We start from the raw sequence: 19062 nt of genomic DNA on the forward strand, positions 1-19062 counted from the left end.
CACACCTTCCCTCGCCGCCCGCCACTCCCTGACAGGTCCGGTCCGCATTCTGCCCGCTCCCGACCGCTTTCGGTGGGAGGTCCCTCCCGGAGAGCGGCGCCCGCACCGCGAAACGGCCGCGCCGTCGCTCCCTTCAGTACGGGAACGACGGCGCGGCCGTTCAGGCATCGGCCTCAGGACGAGGAAGCGCCCCGGCGGCCGGTGGGAGGGGTCACTCCCACTCGATGGTGCCCGGCGGCTTGCTGGTGACGTCGACGACGACGCGGTTCACGTCGCGGACCTCGTTGGTGATCCGGGTGGAGATCTTCGCCAGCACGTCGTACGGCAGGCGCGACCAGTCGGCGGTCATGGCGTCCTCGGACGAGACCGGGCGCAGCACGATCGGGTGACCGTAGGTGCGGCCGTCGCCCTGCACGCCCACGCTGCGGACGTCGGCGAGCAGCACGACCGGGCACTGCCAGATCTCGCGGTCCAGACCGGCCGCGGTCAGCTCCTCGCGGGCGATCGCGTCGGCGTCGCGGAGCAGGTCCAGACGCTCCTTGGTGACCTCGCCGACGATCCGGATGCCCAGGCCCGGGCCCGGGAACGGCTGGCGCTGGACGATCTCCTCCGGCAGGCCCAGCTCCTGGCCGACCATCCGGACCTCGTCCTTGAACAGCTTGCGCAGCGGCTCGACCAGCTGGAACTGGAGGTCCTCGGGCAGGCCGCCGACGTTGTGGTGGGACTTGATGTTGGCGGTGCCCTCGCCGCCGCCGGACTCCACCACGTCCGGGTACAGGGTGCCCTGGACCAGGAAGTCGACCGACTCGCCGTGCTCGCCGGCCTCGGCGATGATCTCGGCCTGGGCCTGCTCGAACACGCGGATGAACTCGCGGCCGATGATCTTGCGCTTCTCCTCGGGGTCGGTGACCCCCTTCAGCGCGTTCAGGAAGCGCTCGGAGGCGTCGACGACCTTCAGCTGGACGCCGGTGGCGGCCACGAAGTCCTTCTCGACCTGCTCGGTCTCGCCCTTGCGCATCAGGCCGTGGTCGACGTAGACGCAGGTCAGCTGGTCGCCGATGGCGCGGTTGACCAGCGCGGCCGCGACCGCGGAGTCCACGCCGCCGGACAGGCCGCAGATGGCGCGCTTGTCGCCGACCTGCTCACGGATCAGGGCGACCTGCTCCTCGACCACGCTGCCGGTGGTCCAGGTGGGGGCGATGCCGGCGCCGCGGTAGAGGAAGTGCTCCAGGATCTGCTGGCCGTGGTCGGAGTGCAGCACCTCGGGGTGGTACTGGACGCCGTACAGCCGGGCCTCGTCGTTCTCGAAGGCCGCGACCGGGACCAGGTCGGTGGAGGCGGTGACGGCGAAGCCCTCCGGGGCGGCCGAGCAGGCGTCGCCGTGCGACATCCACACCGAGTGCTGCGCCGGGACGCCCTCGAACAGGGTGGAGCCGCTGCGGGAGACGGTCAGCGGGGTGCGGCCGTACTCGCGGGCGCCGTTGTTGTCGACGGTGCCGCCGAGGGTCTTGGCCATCAGCTGGAAGCCGTAGCACATGCCGAAGACCGGGACACCGGCCTCGAAGATCGCGCGGTCGATCTGCGGCGCGCCCTCTTCGTAGACCGACGACGGGCCGCCGGAGAGGATGATCGCCTTGGGGTTCTTGGCGAGCATCTCGGCGACCGGCATGCTGCTCGGCACGATCTCGCTGTAGACCCGCGCCTCACGCACCCGACGGGCGATGAGCTGGGCGTACTGGGCGCCGAAGTCGACCACCAGAACGGGGTCGTTGTCCGGCGCGGACTGGACGGGAATTGCAGAGGACACAGACGGCCTTCCGGCAGCGGTATCGAGGTGCCCGCGCGTGACCGCCTCCCCGGCAGGGGGGCTGCGGCTGCGGCGGACGGTGTGGGGTGTCTGGACACCGATTCTACCGGGCTGTCCGGTTTCACTCGTCTGCCCGTCCGAACGACCGTGACCGGGCGGGGCGGCGGTTCGTTGCTTCCTACGAACGTACGGCCGCGCCGCGTCCGCCAGACGCGCCGCCCGCCCCCGCGGGGGCACCGCCGTACGGCAGCAGGACCACGCGTGGAGTTCCATCCCAGTCCACCGGCGCACGTGGTGCCGCCGCCCGGCCCGCCGGGCGGCGGCACCGTGGGACCGTGCGCGGGTGCCGCGGCCGGCCAGCAGGGGACAGCGACCCCGGCCGCGACTGGGCCGAGAGGTGGGACGGCCGGAGTCCGGGGACGCCCGGGGCCGGCCGTCGCACCCCCGGTCCGGTGCGGTGCGCGCCCGGGCGCACTCCCCCCTCCGCCCCGCGCCGCTACGCGCGTCCCCGTGCGCCACAACCATCCAGACCACTACGCACCGTGATCATCGACGGCGGCCCCGGCAGGAAATGCTCTGTGCCGAACTGTGCCGAACCGGTTGCAGAGCGAGCCCTCCGTCCAGCACGATGCTCGTTGTACGCGGTTCTCCCGGCGCCTCACGGCTCACCGAGGGGGCCCGCGACGGCGTTCTCCGCAGCCGCGCCACGGAAGGCGGCCGCGGTTCCTCAGTTCACGCTCCGTGAGCGTAGGACCGGCGCAGACCTGTGCGCCGAGCCACCGCGCACGGGCGTGCGCGCCCCGCGCGGCCGGCCACCCACGCCGGAGCCGCGCGGCGCGCCCCGAAGCCGACCGACCCGACGGCGCTCCTCCCCCGGCGCCGTCACCCCAGCACCGGCGCGGCCCTGACGCCGAGTGCTGAACGACAAAGGGCCCCGTTCCCCCGCGGGGCCCTTTGCCCTTTCCTCAGGGGTGCCCGTACGGGGCACCCGCTCAGGGGTGCTCGCGCCACACGCTCGGGTCGACCGGCTCCTCGGCCGGGGGCGGCGGCACCGCGCCGGGCACCGGCGTCCCGCCGGTCGGGGCGGGCGGCTCCTCGTGCGAGCCGAGCACCTCGCTCACCCCGCCGCCGGGGGCGAACGGCGCGTCCTGCGGCGCGTCGGCCTGCGGCGGCACCCCCTGGGCCGGAACGCCGTACGGCGGCGTCGCGTACGGCACCTGCGGCGGCACCGCCGGATGGGGCACCGTGCCCCGCCCCGGGGCGAACGGGGACTCGGCGTACGGCACGGCGCCCTGCGGCGCACCCGCGCCCCGGCCGCGGAAGGCCGCCAGCAGCGGCGGCACCAGCAGCGCGCCGGCCAGCGCCCAGACCGCGTTGGCCACCAGCACGCTCACGAAGGCCAGCCCGCCCGACTCCTCCTGGGAGATCTCCATCCGCGCCGAGCCGATCCAGCCCGAGCTGGACGTGGTCCGCGTCATCAGCACGCCGGAGACCGTCATCAGCAGGGTGAGCGCCCCGGCGTGCACGGCGGCCAGGCGCAGCCGGTCGGCCGAGTCCAGCCGCCGCCGGAACGCCACCCGGCCGAGCAGGGCCGCCGAGACGAGCGCGAGCAGCCCGGCCCAGCGCCAGTCGCCGGTCAGGTCGTGCAGGTCGAAGAAGGAGAAGTCGGTCTCGCTGCTGCGGTCGCCCCAGGAGGAGTCGCCGCGGGAGCCGTCGCTGCCGGACAGGCCGGAGTGCGCCCGGAAGGTCGCCCCCGAGCCGAACCCGAGCAGGTTGAGGCCGAGGTTGGGCAGGAAGGCCAGCGAGATCCCGGTCTGCGCCCCGCTCTCGCTGGTGGCCGCGACCAGGACGAAGGCCGTCACCGAGGACAGCCCGACCGTGACCGCCAGCGCCTGGCCGGCGGCCAGCGCGGACACCGCCCAGCCGCGCACCGCGCGGCTGCGCCAGGCGGCCCAGCGCAGCGCGTCGGTGCCGTGGACGAGGAAGGCCAGCAGGCCGGCCAGCACCGCGGTCCAGGCGACCGCCTCCAGCCAGCCGGAGCCCGCCGTGATCAGCGGTTGACCGGACTTCTGGGCGCCGGAGCCGAAGTCGCCGAAGTAGTCGGGTTTCGCGGCGCGGCCCGAGGGGTTCCATTCGGTGCCGCCGAGCAGCCCGAGCAGTCCGCTCACCGCCGCGAGGACCAGGGCGGTGCGCAGCGCCTCGGCGGCGGCCTGGCCCCGGGTGAGCTGGCCCACCACGGCCTTGCGCCGGCGCAGCCCGGCCCGCAGGCCGAGCCAGAGCGCCAGGCACCACAGGACGGTGACGGTCATCGGCAGCACCCGGAGGGCGATCTCCAGCCGGTCGGTCCGGTCGTGGCCCAGCGGGCTCTGGTAGCCGAGCCGGAACGGTGCGCCGAGGGCGTTCAGGGCCATCGACACCGCCGAGCCGAAGCGCTCGCCGAAGCCGGCCGACTGGAACCGGTACTCGTACTGGTAGTCGCTCGGGATCGCCGCGATCAGCGCGACGGCCAGCAGGACGAGGGTCGGCGCGACGGCGACCTTGACGGCCGGGCGCCAGTCCGCGGCGGTCAGCAGGCGCTGGAAGGCGGGCTGCTTGTCGTACTCCTGCCCGGCACCCCAGCTGCCCAGGGCGGGCGGGACGGCGGCCACCGGCCCGTACCCCGGCTGGGGTCCGTACCCGGGCTGCGGTCCGTACGGCGGCGGGACGGGCGGAGCCGAACCCGGCGGAGGCGGTGGGACGGGCTGGGCGGCGGGCGGGGCGGCGGCCACCGGGGCAGGGGGCGCGAACGGCCGACCGCACGACCCGCAGGCGGGCGCCCCCTCCTCCGAAGTCGCCCCGCACGATGTGCAGTTGGCCATGGCCCGCGTTCCCCCCGCTCGACGAGTCCCTGGCCGCTCCAGGGAGCCCGTTTATCCCATCGGACCCGAACGGATGTCAACCGGGAACCGGGGCAGGCGGATTGGCCCGTCGGGCCGGTCTCAGCCGCGCTTCTTCGGGACCTCCGGGACGGGCAGCAGCGGCAGCCGCAGCGCGCCGAACGCGCCCTCGGGCACGGCCGGCCGGGCCGGCGCCACCGCCGCCACCCGCAGGTACTCCGCGCCCTGGGCCGGGCGCTGGTCCGCCTCGCCCTTGTTCGGCCACATCGACATGGCGCGCTCGGCCTGGGCGGTGATGGTGAGCGAGGGGTTGACGCCCAGGTTGGCGGAGACGGCCGAACCGTCCACCACGCTGATCCCGGGATAGCCGTACAGCCGGTGGTACGGGTCCACCACGCCGGTCTCGGGGGCGTCGCCGATCGGGCAGCCGCCGAGGAAGTGCGCCGTCATCGGGATGTCGAAGATCTCGCCGACGGTGCTGCCCGGGAAGCCGTTGATCTCGTCGGCCAGCGCCTGGGCGCCCTGTTCCGCCGCCGGGATCCAGGTCGGGTTGGGTTCGCCGTGGCCTTGGCCGGAGGTGAGCCGGGCCTTGCCGAGCGGGCCCTTCTTCAGCGAGACGGTGATCGAGTTGTCCAGCGACTGCATCACCAGGCCGATGATCGTCTTCTCGGACCAGCGGCGCTGGTTCATCGAGCGGGCGAAGGTCACCGGGTGGAGCGCCATGTTGCCCAGGTAGCGCAGCCAGCGCGGGACCGCCCCACCGCCCCTGACCTGGGCGATGGACAGCGCGCCCATCGCGTTGGAGCCCTTGCCGTAGCGGACCGGCTCGATGTGGGTGTTGGCGTCCGGGTGGATCGAGGAGGTGATCGCCACGCCCTTGGTGAAGTCCGCCTTGCCGCCGTAGCGCCGGTCGGTGGTCTGCGCGCCCACCAGGGCCTCGGAGTTGGTGCGGGTCAGCTCGCCCAGCCGCGCCGAGATCCGGGGCAGGTGGCCGCCGTCCCGCATCCGGTGCAGCAGCGACTGGGTGCCGTAGGTGCCGGCCGCGACGACCACCCGGGCCGCGGTGACGGTCCGCGCGCCCGCCTTCACCCGGTCGGTCCTCGACCGCGCGTCGGTGCGGCGCACGTCCACCGCGTAGCCGCCGCTCCCGTCGGCCCCTTCGATCTCCCGGATCCGGGCCACCGTGGTGAGCGGGTGGATCTCCGCCCCGCCCCGCTCGGCCAGGTACAGGTAGTTCTCGGTGAGCATGTTCTTGGCGCCGTGCCGGCAGCCGGTCATGCACTCGCCGCACTCCACGCAGGCCTTGCGGGCCGGGCCGGCACCGCCGAAGTACGGGTCGGCGACCTCGCTCCCGGGGGCCGCCTTGGCGGTGCCGTCGGTGTCCTCGCCGTCGCCGAAGAAGACCCCGACCGGCGCCATGTGGAAGGTGTCACCGACGCCCATCCGCTCGGCGGCCGCCTTGAGGTGGACGTCGGAGGGGGTGAGGGTCGGGTTGAGCCGGACCCCGAGCATCCGCTGCGCCTGGTCGTAGAACGGCGCCAACTCCTGCTGCCAGTCGGTGATGTGGCGCCACTGGCGGTCCTCGAAGAAGGCCTTCGGCGGCACGTACAGGGTGTTGGCGTAGTTCAGCGAGCCGCCGCCGACCCCGGCGCCGGCCAGGATCAGCACGTTGGCCAGCAGGTGGATCCGCTGGATGCCGTACAGCCCGAGCGCCGGCGCCCACAGGTAGTTCGGCAGGTCCCAGGAGTTCCTGGGCAGTTCGTCCCGGTCGAAGCGCCGGCCGGCCTCCAGGACGGCGACCCGGTAGCCCTTCTCGGTCAGCCGCAGGGCCGCGACCGAACCGCCGAAGCCGGACCCGACCACCACCACGTCGTAGTCGAACTCCGCCGCACCGCCGGACTGCACCATCTGCCACCGCTCCTTCACCGGGTGAACCTGCCTGTGGGTACCGCGAACCGGGCCCCGCCGCAGGTGCGGGGCCCTGGGGCCTGTCTGCGGGGGCCTACTTGAAGCGCAGCGCCTTGAGTGCCCGCAGCCCGCCGGTCATCAGGGCGGCGAACTGCTTGTCGTCCAGGCCGAACGAGGGCGCGATCGGCATCAGCCGCTGGGTCGCGACGGTCTGCGCCTCGGTGAAGCGCAGGATGCCCTCCGCGCCGTGCCGGCGGCCCAGCCCGGAGTCGCCCATGCCGCCCATCGGCGAGCCGACCGAGCCGTACGCGGCGGCGTACGCCTCGTTGACGTTGACCGTGCCGGTGCGCAGCCGGGCCGCGACCGCCCGGCCGCGCCGCAGGTCCCTGGTCCAGACGCTGGAGTTCAGGCCGTACGGCGTGGAGTTGGCCGCGGCCACCGCCTCCTCCTCGGTGTCGAAGCGGTAGAGGGAGACGACCGGGCCGAAGGTCTCCTCGGCGCAGACCGCCATCTCCGGGGTGACGCCGTCGAGGATGGTCGGCTCGTAGAAGAGCGGGCCGAGGTCCGGCCGGGCGCGCCCGCCGGCCACCACGGTGGCACCCGCCTTGACCGCCTCCTCCACGTGCCGGCCGGTGGTCTCCAGCTGGCGGGCGGAGACCAGCGAGCCCATGTCCGCGCCGTACGCGAGGCCGCCGCCGAGGCGCAGCGCCCGGGTGCGGGCGGCGAAGCGCTCCAGGAACTCGTCGGCCACCGAGCGGTGCACCAGCAGCCGCTCGATCGAGATGCAGAGCTGTCCGGCGGAGGAGAAGCAGGCCCGTACGGCGCCCGCGGCGGCCGCGTCGAGGTCGGCGTCGGCGAGCACCAGCATGGCGTTCTTGCCGCCGAGTTCGAGCGAGGCGCCGACCAGCCGGGCGGCGGCGCGCTGGGCGACGTCGCGGCCGGTGCGGGTGGAGCCGGTGAACGAGACGTAGTCGGCGTGCTCCACCACGGCGGGGCCGATCACCGGGCCGTCGCCGATCACGATCTGCCACAGGTCGGCGGGCAGTCCGGCCTCGATCAGCAGCTCGCGGGCCCACAGCGCGGTCAGCGCGGTCTGGGTGTCGGGCTTGTTGACCACCGCGTTGCCGGCCACGAAGGCCGGCAGGGCGTCGCCGACGGACAGCTCCAGCGGGTAGTTCCACGGCGAGATGTGGCCGACCACGCCCTTGGGGCGGCGGGCCTCGACGGCGTGGGTGAGCACCGGCAGCGCGCCGCCGTGCCGCTTGTCCTTGAGGTACCCGTGCGCGGCCCGCCCGTAGTGCCGGGCGGCCATGGCGACGGCCAGCACCTCCTCGAAGGCGTGCAGCCGGGCCTTGCCGGTCTCCGCCTGGACGAGGTCCAGCACCTCGTCCTGCCGCTTGAGCAGCAGGTCGTGGAAGCGCAGCAGGACGGCGGCGCGGCGGCGCACCGGCAGCGCGGCCCAGGCCCCCTGGGCGCGGCGGGCCAGCTGGAAGGCGACCTCGACGTCGGCCGGGGTGGACTGCGGCAGGCTGGCCAGCCGTTCGCCGGTCAGCGGGGCGACGGTCTCCACCAGGTCGGGTTCACCGGTGGCGGTGACGCCGGTGGCAAGCCTGGCGACCAGGGACGGCGGGACGGCCGCGGCGACGGTCCGGCCGCCGCCGGGGGCCGCCGGGTTGCCGGCGCCGGAGGGTTCGGTGGCCACTGCGTCTGCTGTGAGGTCCGACATACGGCGCAGCCTAGGCGCTCGGCGGCCGGTCCGGTACCCGTCGGTAACAAGAATCTGCCGCAGTCGGGCGAAAGCGGGCGCCCCCGCCCGACCCGGTCAGCGGCTCGGGGCGAAGTTGTTGAGCACCGCGTAGAAGCGCTGCTCGGCCTCGTTCCACTCGTTGCCCCGGTCCGGGCTGGACGAGTAGATCGCGTAGCTGGTGCCGTCCTGGCTGATGAACTCGGTCTCGATCGCGCGCCGGCGGCCGCCCTCCTTGGCCAGGTAGCTGAACTCCCAGACCGCCGCCTCCTGGCCCTTCACCGCCGTGCCGGCCATCCGGTGCTGCTTGTAGTCCTTGAGCGACTTGGCGACGGTGGCCTCCATCTGCCGCATGTGCTCCAGCGGCTTGACCGACTGGCCGACCGTGACGGCGAACTGGAGGTAGTGCACCTTGCCGTCGGGGCTGTAGTAGATCTGGTTGTCCCCGGCGCTGATCCGCTGCCAGGACGGGGTGCCGTTCGGCAGCGGGAAGCGGAAGCCGGCCGGGTCGTCGACCCAGTGGTAGCCGCTGGGCGGCGCCGCCGCGGGGGTGGCGTCGCTGGTGGGCTCCGGTCCGGTGGACTCGGCGGCGGTCGGCGTCGGGTCGTCGGGGGTGTCGCCGCCGACCACGTGCCGGGTGACCAGGAAGGTGCCCGCGGCGGCCAGCAGGCCGACGGCCACCGCTATGCCGACGATCTTCAGCAGGTTGCGGCGCTTGGCCGGTCCCCGCTCCGGCGCAATGGAGTGCGGCACCGGCGCGACGGGACCGGTGTGCGCCCGGGCAGCGTCCTGCGCGCCCCCGGCGGTGTCCGGTTCGGCGAGAACGGCGGGCGCGGCGGGGACGGCGCTGACGGCAGGGACGGCCGGCGCGGCGGGGACGGCGGCCCCGGAGGCCTTCGGCTCGGTCGGCTCCTCGGAGCCCTCGGCCGGCTCCGCCACGGCCACCGGGCCCTCGGTGCGGTCCACCACCGGCACCGACCGGGTGGGCGTACGCACCGACGGAACCGACTTCAGGCCCATCGTGTGCCCGGCCCGCACCTCGGCCAGCATCGCGGCCGCCTCGTCCGCGGTGGGCCGCTCGGCCGGGTCCTTCGCCATCAGCGCGGCCAGCACCGGCCCCAGCGGCCCGGCCCGCCGCGACTCCGGCAGCGGCTCGTCGACCACCGCGGCGAGCGTGGTGATCGGCGAGTCCCGCCGGAACGGCGACTGGCCCTCGACCGCCGCGTACAGCGTCGCCCCGAGGCCCCACAGGTCGGAGGCGGGACCGGGCCGCTCGCCCTGGGCGCGCTCCGGCGCCAGGTAGTCCGGCGAGCCGACCAGGTCGCCCGGCCGGGTCAGCTCGGTCGAGCCCTCGTACTTCGCGATGCCGAAGTCCAGCAGCACCACCCGCCCGGTGCCGCGCTCCAGCAGCACGTTGGCCGGCTTCACGTCCCGGTGCAGCACGCCCAGCTGGTGGCCGCGGTGCAGCGCAGCCAGCACCTGGCTGCCGACCTCGGCGGCGGCGCGCGGCTGCAGGGTGCCGTCCTGGCTGATCACGTCGGCCAGCGAGCGGCCGTCGACCAGCTCCATCACGATCCACGGCCGGCCGTCCTGCTCCAGCACGTCGTGCACGGTGATCACACCGGGGTGCTTGATCCGCGCGGCCGCGCTGGCCTCGCGCTTCATCCGGGTGTGCAGGATCTGCAGGTCCTCCTCGGGCAGGTGGTTGACGGTCAGCTCCTTGACCGCGACCTCCCGGTCGAGCATCCGGTCCCAGGCCCGCCAGACGGTGCCCATGCCGCCCCGGCCGAGCCGCTCGCCGAGCTCGTACCGCCCGGCCAGCAAACGCTCCGCCTCGGCCGCCTCCGGCCGGTCCTGCACGCCCATCTGCGCCCGCTCCCCCACACATTCCGCCTGCCGTCACCGCGACGGAGGGCCTGGTGCAGACCACTGTTCGAACAAATCCCACGCACACATTAGGCGCACCTTGCCGCCCCCGGTAATCACGCCCACCCCCCGGACCGGTGGAACGGAATCCGGGCGGGCCGTCAGCCTGCGAACAGCACCACCGCGACGATTCCCAGCACCAGCAGCACGAACACTCCGCCCACCAGCAGCGGGCCCCACAGGGAGGGGGGTATCCGGGGCGGCTTCGCCCCGCTCCCTGCCCCCAAGTCCCCACCGTTCCGGCCCTTTCGGGCACTCCTCCCGGCCCTGGAGCCGACGGCCCTCCCGCCGCGCCCGCGCGGCACCGCCGGCGTCTCCGGCACCGGCACCGGCCCCCCTGCGGCCCGGCTCCGCTCCTCCGCCTCCCCGTCGACCGGCTCCGGCGCCCCCGCCAGCAGCCCCGCCAGCTCCTCGCGCACCGCCTCCGCCGTCGGCCGCAGCACCGGATCGGGCTGCAACAGCCGCTCCACCAGCGGCGCGAGCGGCCCGCACACCACCGAGGGCTCCCGCCGCCCGTCCCGTACGGCCGTCACCAGCTCCGGCACGTCCCGCTCCGGGTACGGCGAACGGCCGGTGACCAGCCGGTGCACCAGCACCCCGAGCGCCCAGCAGTCGCCCGCCGGGCCGCCGTCCAGCGGCCAACGCTCCGCCACCGGGCCGACCAGGGTCGCCCGCACCTCGTACCGGCGCCGCCCGCCCGGCCCGCCGAGCTCCTCGGCCAGCGCCTCCTCGGCCACCCCGGCGAGCAGCCCGCCGAGCATCGCCGCGCCGTCCTCGCAGACCAGCACCGCCTCCGCGGTCAGCGCGCCGTGGGTCAGCCCGGCCGCGTGCAGCGCCCGCAGCGCCCCGGCCAGGTCCGCCGCCAACTCGGCCGCCCGGTACGGCGGCAGCGGCCCTTCGGCGAGCAGCTCGGCCACCGTCCGCCCGACCGGCCGCTCCTCCACCGTCCACAGCAGCTCGCCCTCGACGAACGCGCCGACCCCGCGCAGCAGCCGCGGATGCGCGACCGGCGCGGTCGAACCGACCGCCGCCACCCGGCGCACCATCCGGTCCGCCTGCGCCGCGGCGGCCGCCTCCGGATCCTGGCCCGCCGTCAGCACCCCCGGCAGCTCCAGGGCGCCCAGCAGCACCGATTCACCGGTCCGCTCGTCCACCGCCTGGGCGCGCAAGGGTTCGGGGCGGTCCGTCAGCCGGTACCGCCCCGCCAGCAACTGACCGGGGCCGCCTCGCATGCCAGTTCCTCTCACTCACCGAGCAGCCTACTGAGCGGCTCCCAGGGCCTGCCGTCGAACTCCCTCGCCTCCGGGCGAACGACGGGAGTCCGACGACAGGCCCTAGGCTCGATCCCATGGACTGGACCGATCTGATCGACACCGCCTTCGAGGCATCCGGGAACAGCAGCAAAGCCAACCAGGCCGAGGCCGTCCGCGCCGTCGAGGCGACCGTCATCGACGGCGAGAAGCCGGTCGCCTCCACCGCCGGGCGCCACCCCGACCACTTCCGCAAGGGAGTGCTCGTGCTGACCACCCATCGGCTGCTCTTCCTGAAGGACGGGAAGCCGCCGGTCCCGGTTCCGCTCGCCGCCGTCACCGACGTCACCGTGACCCGCACCAAGCTCAACGGCGAAGTGCTCCTGGTGGTGGCGCTCAGCGGCTCGCACCGCTTCGAGGACGTGGCCAAGGCCGAGTTCTTCGCCGAGCAGCTCCGGGCCTCCGCCCGGGCCGCCCGGAACGCCCCGAAGGCCGGGCCCGCCGCCACCCCGGTCGAGGCGTCCGCCGGCGAGCAGCTCATCGGCCAGCTGGAACGACTGGCCGCCCTGCGCGCCTCCGGTGCGCTCACCGAGGACGAGTTCACCCGCGCCAAGCAGCGCCTGATCGGTTAGGACCCGCCGCCCTACGGCGCGGGCTGGAAGCTGTTGAAGACGACGTCCCGGAGCGGGGCCTGGGCGGCCCACTCCGCGTCCGGGACTATCCAGTAGATCGAGTACCCGTACTTGGGCGGGGTCCCGGTCACGAAGCCGCGGTTGAGCGAGTGCATCCTGGGCGTGCCGTTGGTCCACTCCCAGTCCGCCGCGTTGGTCCACTGCCGGTAGGTGATCGCCGCCAGGTTGAGCCGCTGGTAGTTGCTGACCTGACCGCGGACGTTCGGCTCCGACTCCTGCCAGTCCGCGACCGCGCTCGCCCCGGGCGACGTGGTCCACTCGATCCGCAGCTGGCTGCCGTCGGCCGCGTTCTTGAAGATCCGCCGGTTGGCGTCCGACCCGGTCGGCTGCAGACCGTCCGGCAGCACGACGGAGAAGCCGCTCGGGTCCTTGTACTCGTGGTACCCGGCCGGCACGGCACCCGGCGCGGGCTGCGCCGGTGCCGCCGGGGGCTGGACGGGAGCCGCCGGCGCACCGGCGGACTGCGCGGGCGCGTCCGGCGCCGCGGCCGGGTCGCCGGTCGGCTGGGCGGGCGCCGGGGCGGGCGCGGGTTCGCCCGTCGGTGCCGACGTCGGCACCGGCTCGGTACCGGTCGCCCCCGGCGAGGTGGCGACCGCGCTCTGCGAGGCCGCGCCGTTCGCGCCGCCGTCGTCGGTGCCGACCATCCGGACGACCGCCACCACTCCCGCGATCAGCAGCAGCACCACGATCACGGTGGCGATGGCCAGCCGTCGCCGGCCGGTACGCGGATCGGCCCCGGCCGCCTGGGTCGCGCCCATCGTCCACTCGCTGGTCACCGGCCGGATCGGCTCCGCGCCCGGCTCCTCGGACGGCGTCCCGGCGGGCTCCGCGTCCTGGGCCCGACTCCCGACCCGGACCGTCCCCAGCAGCCCGCCCACCGACCGCTTGCGGCCGCTCCCGGTCTGCTCCGGCTCCTTCGGCGAAGACTCCGAGGGCTCCGCGGACTCCGCCGCGGTCGACGCCGACGGCTCGGACGGCTCCGCGGCGTTCGACGCCTCCGCCGGCCCCGCCGCCTTCGACAGCCCCGACGCCTTCGACGCCTTCGGCTCCGGCTCCTCGGCCGGCTTCTCCAGCGGCACCGCGTGCTCGGTGGTGGACTCGGCCCGCGCGGTCGCCTCCGCGACCACCCGCTTGAGCATCGACCGGGTCTGCGAGGCGTCCAGCCGCTCGGCCGGGTCCTTCGCCAGCAGCCCCTCGATCACCGGCTGCAGCGGTCCGGCGTTCACCGGCGCGATCAGGTCCTCGGTCATCACCGCGGTCAGCGTGGCCAGCGCCGAGCCCCGGTCGTAGGGCGGCCGGCCCTCGACCATCGCGTACAGCGTGCCGCCCAGCGACCACAGGTCGGCCGGCGGCCCGGGCTTCTGCCCACGGGCCCGCTCCGGGGAGATGTACGAGGGCGCGCCGACGAGCATCCCGGTCGAGGTGACGGAGGCGTCGCCCTCCACGCTGGCGATGCCGAAGTCGGTGAGCACGACCCGGCCGTCCTCGCCGATCAGCACGTTGGACGGCTTGACGTCCCGGTGCAGGATGCCGAGCGCGTGCGCCGCGCTGAGCACGCCCAGCACGTCGAGCGCGATCTCCGCCGCCCGGGCGGGGGCCAGCGGCCCGTCCTCCCGGACCACGTCGGCCAGCGAGCGGGACTCGACCAGCTCCATGACGATCCACGGCCGGTCGTCCTCGTCGACCACGTCGAAGACCGTCACCGCCGAACTGTGCCGGATCCGCGCGGTCGCCTTGGCCTCGCGCAGCGTCCGGGTGATCAGCCGGTGCTTCTCCTCCTCGTCGACGCTGGCGTTCATCCGCAGTTCCTTGACCGCGACGGTCCGGCCCAGCATCTCGTCCTCGGCGCGCCAGACGGTGCCCATGCCGCCGCGCCCGAGCACGCCGTTCAGGCGGTAGCGGCCGGCCAGGAGGCGGCCGGTGGAACCCTGCGCCTGGGTCATTCGGAACGTTCCCCCATGTGCTGCTGGCGGTCGTGGTGACGGCGCGTCGGCCCGACCTGGGGCCCGGACGCCCAAGCCTCCATCATCTCCTGTCCGGAGGGCCCGCGACCACCCGGCCCCCGCATCGAGCCGGTACGAACCGGAACGGAGGCGGCGCTCCGTGCCCGATCTGTGATCGAAAACTCGCCAAGATCTGTCCGGACCACTGCTACCGTTCGGCAGCTCATCGTATTCCGGGGGGATTCGACGCCCATGACCGCACCCGCACCGGGCACTGACGGCCCATCGATCCGGCCGCACACCGCCCAGCACTACTCGGTCGCACCACCCCCCGTCTCCCCCGAGGGCTACGTCGCCCCCGGCATGCCCGGCGCCCCCGTGGCCGGCTTCGACCCCGTCGAACCCACGCCCAGGACCGCCCCCCGGCACCGCACCGCCCTGGCCGTCTCCCTCGCCCTGCTCGCCATGCTCCTCGGCGGCCTCGCCTACGGCAGCGCCCCGCTGCGCGCCGCCGACAGCCTCGGCTGGCTGGCCATCGCCCCGGCCGGCCTGGTCGCCCTCCCGCTCGGCCGGCTCGGCGGCCAGGGCCGCTTACTCCCCCCGCTCGGCGCCCTCCTCTCCGCCGGCGCCCTGCTCCTCGGCCAGCTGATCGAGCACCTCCGCCGCGTCCACGCCGACGGCCCGGCCCCCGGCGGCCTGCTGCACGACACCGTCACCGCCTGGCGCGCCGACCTCCGCCCCCTCGACGCCGCCTTCTACGCCATCGCCCTCATCGGCGGCTTCCTCCTCACCCGCCGCAGCGCCACGCGGAGTTGACCGCCCGCCCCGTCCCCTCCCCGCACCGCACCCGCCTCCCGCACCGGGAAAAGGAGAAGGCCCCCGCCGTCACCCGGCAGGGGCCCCTCGATCAGGTCAGGTCAGGACTCAGCGGTGGTCGAGCGCCGGGTTGACGGTGACCTCGACCCGCTGGAACTCCTTGAGCTCCGTGTAGCCCGTGGTGGCCATCGCCCGACGCAGCGCGCCGAACAGGTTCATGGTCCCGTCCGGCGTGTGCGAGGGCCCGGTCAGGATCTCCTCGGTGGTACCGACGGTCCCGAGGTCCACGCGCTTGCCGCGCGGCAGCTCCTCGTGGACGGCCTCCATCCCCCAGTGGATCCCCTTGCCCGGGGCGTCCGTCGCCCGCGCCAGCGCGGCGCCGATCATGACCGCGTCCGCGCCGCAGGCCACGGCCTTCGGGATGTCCCCGCTGTAGCCGACGCCGCCGTCCGCGATGACGTGCACGTAGCGGCCACCGGACTCGTCCATGTAGTCGCGACGGGCGGCCGCCACGTCGGCCACGGCGGTGGCCATCGGCACCTGGATGCCCAGGACGTTCCGCGTGGTGTGGGCGGCGCCGCCGCCGAAGCCGACCAGCACACCGGCGGCACCGGTCCGCATCAGGTGCAGGGCCGCGGTGTACGTGGCGCAGCCGCCGACGATCACCGGGACGTCCAGCTCGTAGATGAACTGCTTGAGGTTGAGCGGCTCGGCGGCGCTGGAGACGTGCTCGGCCGAGACGGTGGTGCCGCGGATGACGAAGACGTCGACGCCGGCGTCCACCACGGCCTTGGAGAACTCGGCGGTGCGCTGCGGCGAGAGCGCGGCGGCGGTGACCACGCCGGAGTCGCGGACCTCCTGGATCCGCTGCTTGATCAGCTCGGCGCGGATCGGCGCGGCGTAGATCTCCTGGAGCCGACGGGTCGCGGTGGACTCGTCGGTGATCGCGGCGATCTCGTCCAGCAGCGGCTGCGGGTCCTCGTAGCGGGTCCACAGGCCTTCGAGGTTCAGCACGCCCAGACCGCCGAGGCGGCCGATCTGGATGGCCTGCTGCGGCGAGACCACGCTGTCCATCGGGGCGGCCAGGAACGGCAGCTCGAAGCGGTAGGCGTCGATCTGCCAGGCGATCGAGACCTCCTTCGGGTCCCGGGTCCGGCGGCTGGGGACGACGGCGATGTCGTCGAAGGCGTACGCCCGTCGGCCGCGCTTGCCTCGCCCGATCTCGATCTCAGTCACTTCGAGCCCTTCTGCTTTGTTGCTCATGCCCGCCGGGTCACCCCGGCCGCCCCCCAGTATCCCGTACTGCCGCTGGTCCCGCCCCGACGGCCCGCGCCCGGGCGCACCGGCAGGGGCCCGCCGCCGCGGTGCGGCAGCGGGCCCCTCGGTGGCCGGTGGCTCAGCGGGCCGAGTAGTTCGGCGCCTCGACGGTCATCTGGATGTCGTGCGGGTGGCTCTCCTTGAGGCCCGCCGAGGTGATCCGGACGAAGCGGCCCTTGCTCTCCATCTCGGCGACGGTGCCGGCGCCGACGTAGCCCATGGTCTGGCGCAGACCGCCGACCAGCTGGTGCAGCACGGCCGACAGCGGGCCGCGGTAGGGCACCTGGCCCTCGATGCCCTCGGGGACGAGCTTGTCGTCCGAGGCCACCTCGGCCTGGAAGTAGCGGTCCTTGGAGTACGAGCGGCCCTGGCCGCGGGACTGCATGGCGCCCAGCGAGCCCATGCCGCGGTAGGACTTGAACTGCTTGCCGTTGATGAACATCAGCTCGCCCGGGGACTCCTCGCAGCCGGCCAGCAGCGAGCCGAGCATCACGGTGTCGGCGCCGGCGGCCAGCGCCTTGCCGATGTCGCCCGAGTACTGCAGGCCGCCGTCGCCGATGACCGGCACGCCGGCCGCCAGGCAGGCCTGGGCGGCCTCGTAGATGGCGGTGACCTGCGGGACGCCGATGCCGGCGACGACGCGGGTGGTGCAGATGGAGCCGGGGCCGACGCCGACCTTGACGCCGTCCACGCCGGCGTCGATCAGCGCCTGGGCGCCGTCCCGGGTGGCCACGTTGCCGCCGACCACGTCGATCCCGACGGCCGACTTGATCTTCGCGATCCAGGCCAGCGCGTTGTGGCTGTGGCCGTGCGAGGTGTCCACCACCAGGAAGTCCGCACCGGCCTCGACCAGGGCCTGGGCCCGGTCGAACGCCTCGGCGCTGGCACCGACGGCGGCGCCGACCAGCAGCCGGCCCTCGGCGTCCTTGGCGGCGTTCGGGTACTGCTCGGCCTTGACGAAGTCCTTGACGGTGATCAGGCCCTTGATCCGGCCCTCGTCGTCGACCAGCGGCAGCTTCTCGATCTTGTGGCGGCGCAGCAGGGCCATCGCGTCCACGCCGGAGATGCCGACCTTGCCGGTGATCAGCGGCATCGGGGTCATGATCTCGCGGACCTGGCGGGTGCGGTCCGACTCGAAGGCCATGTCGCGGTTGGTGACGATGCCGAGCAGCTTGCCCGCCTCGTCGGCGATCGGCACGCCGGAGATGCGGAACTTGGCGCACAGCGCGTCGGCCTCGCCCAGGGTGGTCTCCGGGCCGACCGTGATCGGGTCGGTGACCATGCCGGACTCGGACCGCTTCACCAGGTCGACCTGGTTGGCCTGGTCCTCGACCGAGAGGTTGCGGTGCAGCACGCCGACGCCGCCCTGGCGGGCCATCGCGATGGCCATGCGCGACTCGGTGACCTTGTCCATCGCCGCGGACAGCAGCGGGATGTTGACGCGCACGTTCCGGGAGACCCGGGAGGAGGTGTCCACCTGGTTCGGCAGCACCTCGGAGGCCCCGGGCAGCAGCAGGACGTCGTCGTACGTGAGCCCGAGCATGGCGAACTTCTCGGGTACGCCTGCGGCGTTGTAAGACATTTGGGGGGTACCTTCCGTGGCCGGCCTAATCCGCTCACGCCCTGAGGGTGGGGGCGCATTCATCGCTCACTCGCGCAGACCGCCGAAGCCGGGTACGAATAGGAGGATCCTCCAAGGGGACCCCGCGCGCACCCGTCAAACTTTGGCAACCCGCCCAGGCGCCGATACCCCATGGTACTGGCACCGCGAATGTGTCCTCGTGTGCCCTTGACAACAACCCCGCCCCGTGGATCATTCCGCCCGCAACCGGCGGAAACGGCACGCAACGGGAGGAGTGGTCAGGAGGACTCCTCCGCGAGCGCCCGCAGCCGGCTGAGCGCCCGGTGCTGGGCCACCCGGACGGCACCCGGTGACATCCCGAGCACCTCGCCGGTCTCCTCCGCCGACAGCCCGGCGGCCACCCGCAGCAGCACCAGCTCGCGCTGACGGGCCGGCAGGTTGGAGAGCAGCTCCTTCGCCCAGGCCGCGTCGCTGCTCAGCAGCGCCTGCTCCTCCGGGCCGAGCGCCTCGTCCGGCACCTCCGGCAGGTCGTCCTGCGGCACGACGGTCGAGCCGGGCCCGCGCATCGCGGCCCGCTGGAGATCGGCGATCTTGTGCGCGGCGATCCCGTACACGAAGGCCTCGAACGGGCGCCCCTGGTCCTTGTACCGGGGCAGTGCGCAGAGCACCGCCACGCAGACCTCCTGGGCGACGTCGTCCACGTGGTGGCGGGCCCCGCCGGGCAGCCGGACCAGCTTGGCGCGGCAGTACCGCAGCGCCAGCGGGTGGACGTAGGCGAGCAGCGCGTCGATCGCCGGGTTCTCGCCGCGCACCGCGGCCGCGACCAGTTCGCCCACCAGCGGCGAGCCGCCCGTGCCGAGCACCGGCCGGCGGCCCGGCCCGGTCCCACCGGCGGAACCGCCGGGTTCGGCGTACGACGGACCGTGGCCCGGACCGGAGGGCTCGGCCTCCACCGGGTCCGCCTGGCCGGTCGCACCGGCGACGTCGTCGCGCATCGGTCCATGGTGCCTGGTCGAGCGGGAAAACGCGGCACCGCGTCCGGAGTTGTGCACCGGAACGTTATGCGCTGCGGCACCGTCCGGCGTCCCGCGCACCACCGGCCCCTCCTGCACCGTGCCGCCTCCCGCCCCGCCGCCGTCGGCGGTCCCGTCCGTCGCGCCGTCCGCCGAGTGTCCTGCGGCTGCGTGGTTCGCCGCAGTGC

At 74.3% G+C, this 19062-nt stretch carries 12 protein-coding genes; 2 read left to right on the plus strand and 10 right to left on the minus strand.

Features of this window, described 5'->3' with window-relative positions; genetic code table 11:
- Positions 1-211 precede the first annotated feature (211 nt).
- From guaA to AMK13_RS23040, 6 genes are all read right to left on the minus strand, one after another.
- A complete protein-coding gene (gene guaA, locus AMK13_RS23015; RefSeq protein WP_049659666.1) occupies positions 212-1807 on the minus strand; it encodes a glutamine-hydrolyzing GMP synthase in 1596 nt (531 codons plus the stop codon).
- A gap of 992 nt (positions 1808-2799) precedes the next feature.
- The gene (locus AMK13_RS23020) at positions 2800-4455 is read right to left on the minus strand and encodes a proline-rich domain-containing protein (RefSeq protein ID WP_158077741.1); all 1656 of its coding nucleotides are present in this window, start codon (positions 4453-4455) and stop codon (positions 2800-2802) included.
- 330 nt (positions 4456-4785) lie between these two features.
- Entirely contained in the window at positions 4786-6591 is a 1806-nt protein-coding gene (locus tag AMK13_RS23025) for a GMC family oxidoreductase (RefSeq protein WP_074003937.1), read from the minus strand.
- Between the two features lie 94 nt (positions 6592-6685).
- A complete protein-coding gene (locus tag AMK13_RS23030) occupies positions 6686-8317 on the minus strand; it encodes a succinic semialdehyde dehydrogenase (RefSeq protein WP_074003938.1) in 1632 nt (543 codons plus the stop codon).
- 96 nt (positions 8318-8413) lie between these two features.
- On the minus strand, positions 8414-10201 hold the full coding sequence (locus AMK13_RS23035) for a serine/threonine-protein kinase (protein ID WP_074003939.1): 1788 nt from the start codon (positions 10199-10201) through the stop codon (positions 8414-8416).
- A gap of 161 nt (positions 10202-10362) precedes the next feature.
- The gene (locus tag AMK13_RS23040; RefSeq protein ID WP_079272376.1) at positions 10363-11493 is read right to left on the minus strand and encodes a protein kinase domain-containing protein; all 1131 of its coding nucleotides are present in this window, start codon (positions 11491-11493) and stop codon (positions 10363-10365) included.
- 116 nt (positions 11494-11609) lie between these two features.
- On the opposite strand from AMK13_RS23040, the gene AMK13_RS45080 reads away from it, so the two are divergent.
- On the plus strand, positions 11610-12143 hold the full coding sequence (locus tag AMK13_RS45080) for an SHOCT domain-containing protein (protein ID WP_074003941.1): 534 nt from the start codon (positions 11610-11612) through the stop codon (positions 12141-12143).
- Between the two features lie 11 nt (positions 12144-12154).
- Here the strand turns inward: AMK13_RS45080 and AMK13_RS45085 are convergent, their stop codons facing one another.
- Positions 12155-14146, minus strand: a complete 1992-nt coding sequence (locus AMK13_RS45085; RefSeq protein ID WP_074003942.1) for a serine/threonine-protein kinase — start codon at positions 14144-14146, stop codon at positions 12155-12157.
- Positions 14147-14398: 252 nt separating this feature from the next.
- Here AMK13_RS45085 and AMK13_RS23055 point away from each other — a divergent pair, with 252 nt between their 5' ends.
- Positions 14399-14962: a hypothetical protein gene (locus tag AMK13_RS23055; RefSeq protein ID WP_074003943.1), complete on the plus strand. Its 564-nt coding sequence runs from the start codon at positions 14399-14401 to the stop codon at positions 14960-14962.
- A gap of 108 nt (positions 14963-15070) precedes the next feature.
- Here AMK13_RS23055 and AMK13_RS23060 read toward each other — a convergent pair whose 3' ends face one another.
- The 3 genes from AMK13_RS23060 to shbA form a co-directional block, all read right to left on the minus strand.
- On the minus strand, positions 15071-16198 hold the full coding sequence (locus tag AMK13_RS23060) for a GuaB3 family IMP dehydrogenase-related protein (protein WP_049654353.1): 1128 nt from the start codon (positions 16196-16198) through the stop codon (positions 15071-15073).
- Positions 16199-16358: 160 nt separating this feature from the next.
- Positions 16359-17861, minus strand: coding sequence for an IMP dehydrogenase (gene guaB / locus AMK13_RS23065; RefSeq protein WP_074003944.1), 1503 nt, complete (start codon positions 17859-17861; stop codon positions 16359-16361).
- A gap of 278 nt (positions 17862-18139) precedes the next feature.
- Positions 18140-18856: an RNA polymerase sigma factor ShbA gene (gene shbA / locus AMK13_RS23070; RefSeq protein ID WP_074003945.1), complete on the minus strand. Its 717-nt coding sequence runs from the start codon at positions 18854-18856 to the stop codon at positions 18140-18142.
- Between the last annotated feature and the right edge of the window lie 206 nt (positions 18857-19062).

Source organism: Streptomyces sp. CB02056 (assembly GCF_001905545.1).
Lineage (GTDB): Bacteria > Actinomycetota > Actinomycetes > Streptomycetales > Streptomycetaceae > Kitasatospora.